This window comes from Terasakiella brassicae (assembly GCF_014641495.1).
Taxonomy (GTDB): Bacteria; Pseudomonadota; Alphaproteobacteria; order Rhodospirillales; family Terasakiellaceae; genus Terasakiella; species Terasakiella brassicae.
Genome location: NZ_BMHV01000056.1, coordinates 1 through 2,500, shown reverse-complemented (window position 1 = coordinate 2,500; position 2,500 = coordinate 1). Strand labels below are relative to the sequence as shown.

The following is a 2,500-nucleotide window of genomic DNA, read 5'->3' as shown; positions in this document are numbered from 1 at the left end:
ACCGGATGCCTACAAGCAGTCGGAGCAGTCTTGAACTGTGACGGCGTACCTTTTGTATAATGGGTCAGCGAGTTAATTTATCGAGCAAGCCTAAGCCGATAGGCGTAAGCGCAGCGAAAGCGAGTCTGAATAGGGCGAGTGAGTTCGATGGATTAGACCCGAAACCAGGTGATCTAGGCATGAGCAGGTTGAAGGTGCGGTAACACGCACTGGAGGACCGAACCCACGTCTGTTGAAAAAGACGGGGATGACTTGTGCCTAGGGGTGAAAGGCCAATCAAACCTGGAGATAGCTGGTTCTCCGCGAAATCTATTTAGGTAGAGCGTCAGATGAATACCCTCGGGGGTAGAGCACTGGATCGGGACGGGGGGCGCGAGCCTTACCAACTCGAACCAAACTCCGAATACCGAGGAGTACTATCTGGCAGACACACTGCGGGTGCTAAGGTCCGTAGTGGAAAGGGAAACAGCCCAGACCACCAGCTAAGGTCCCTAAATCACGTGCTAAGTGGGAAAGGATGTGGGAAGGCCAAAACAACCAGGAGGTTGGCTTAGAAGCAGCCACCCTTTAAAGAAAGCGTAACAGCTCACTGGTCTAATTAAGCCGTCCTGCGCCGAAGATGTACCGGGGCTCAAGCCGTGTACCGAAGCTGTGGATTTGTCCTTTAGGACAAGTGGTAGCGGAGCGATCTGTAAGCCTGCGAAGGTGTTGTGTGAGCAATGCTGGAGGTATCAGATGTGAGAATGCTGACATGAGTAGCGATAAACAGAGTGAGAAACTCTGTCGCCGAAAGCCCAAGGGTTCCTGCGCAAGGCTAATCCGCGCAGGGTGAGTCGGCCCCTAAGACGAGGACGAAAGTCGTAGTTGATGGGAATCAGGTTAATATTCCTGAACCTGGGAGTAGTGACGAATGCCGGAATTTGTACGTCCTTATTGGATTGAACGTGCAACCAGGGTGTTCCAGGAAATAACTCTCCCGTATAGACCGTACCCCAAACCGACACAGGTGGGCAGGTAGAGAATACCAAGGCGCTTGAGAGAATGGTGTTGAAGGAACTCGGCAAAATTCACCCGTAACTTCGGGATAAGGGTGACCTGTATTTGCGCAAGCAGATATGGGTGTCACAAAATTGGGGGTGGCGACTGTTTACTAAAAACACAGGGCTCTGCGAAGTCGCAAGACGACGTATAGGGTCTGACGCCTGCCCGGTGCCGGAAGGTTAAAAGGAGTGGTGCAAGCCATGAATTGAAGCCCCGGTAAACGGCGGCCGTAACTATAACGGTCCTAAGGTAGCGAAATTCCTTGTCGGGTAAGTTCCGACCTGCACGAATGGCGTAACGACTTCCCCGCTGTCTCCAACACCAACTCAGCGAAATTGAACTCTCCGTGAAGATGCGGAGTTCCTGCGGTTAGACGGAAAGACCCCGTGCACCTTTACTATAGCTTCGCAGTGGCATTAGTAACTAAATGTGTAGAATAGGTGGGAGGCTTTGAAGCAGAGACGCCAGTCGCTGTGGAGCCACCTTTGAAATACCACCCTTTTAGTTATTGATGTCTAACCGCGGTCCGTGAAACCGGATCCGGGACCCTGCGTGGTGGGTAGTTTGACTGGGGCGGTCGCCTCCTAAAGCGTAACGGAGGCGCACGATGGTAAGCTCAGGCTGGTCGGAAATCAGCTTTTAGAGTGCAATGGCATAAGCTTGCCTGACTGTGAGTCTGACAAGACGAACAGAGACGAAAGTCGGTCATAGTGATCCGGTGACTCCTCGTGGAAGGGTCATCGCTCAACGGATAAAAGGTACGCCGGGGATAACAGGCTGATACTACCCAAGAGTTCACATCGACGGTAGTGTTTGGCACCTCGATGTCGGCTCATCACATCCTGGGGCTGGAGCAGGTCCCAAGGGTTTGGCTGTTCGCCAATTAAAGTGGTACGTGAGCTGGGTTTAGAACGTCGTGAGACAGTTCGGTCCCTATCTGCCGTAGGTGGAGGATACTTGACAGGATTTGCCCCTAGTACGAGAGGACCGGGGTGAACGAACCTCTGGTGTACCAGTTGTTCCGCCAGGAGCATCGCTGGGTAGCTAAGTTCGGACAGGATAACCGCTGAAAGCATCTAAGCGGGAAACCCACCTGGAAACTAGGTATCCCTGAGAATCGTGGAAGACGACCACGTTGATAGGTCAGGTGTGGAAGTGTGGCAACACATGAAGCTAACTGATACTAATCATTCGATAGGCTTGATGAGCAACCATCATGCGTAGAATTAAAAATCTACATAAACTAACGTTTAATTCTCAACAACCTGTATAATATAAGATAATCTAGATCTCTTTGGATGGCCTGGTGGTTATGGCACGTGGCAAACACCCGATCCCATCCCGAACTCGGCCGTGAAAACACGTTGCGCTGATGGTACTTCGTCTTAAGGCGCGGGAGAGTAAGTCGCTGCCAGGCCTTCCAAAGAGATCAAACCTATCACAATCGTTTCCTAAAGCC

General features: G+C 51.7%; 2 rRNA genes (1 of these 2 cut by a window edge). Both read left to right on the top strand.

Annotated elements, in window-relative coordinates:
• Positions 1-2,249, top strand: a 23S ribosomal RNA gene (locus tag IEW74_RS17000); it begins 499 nt to the left of the window's first position.
• A gap of 94 nt (positions 2,250-2,343) precedes the next feature.
• A 5S ribosomal RNA gene (gene rrf, locus IEW74_RS16995) occupies positions 2,344-2,458 on the top strand.
• Positions 2,459-2,500 lie beyond the last annotated feature (42 nt).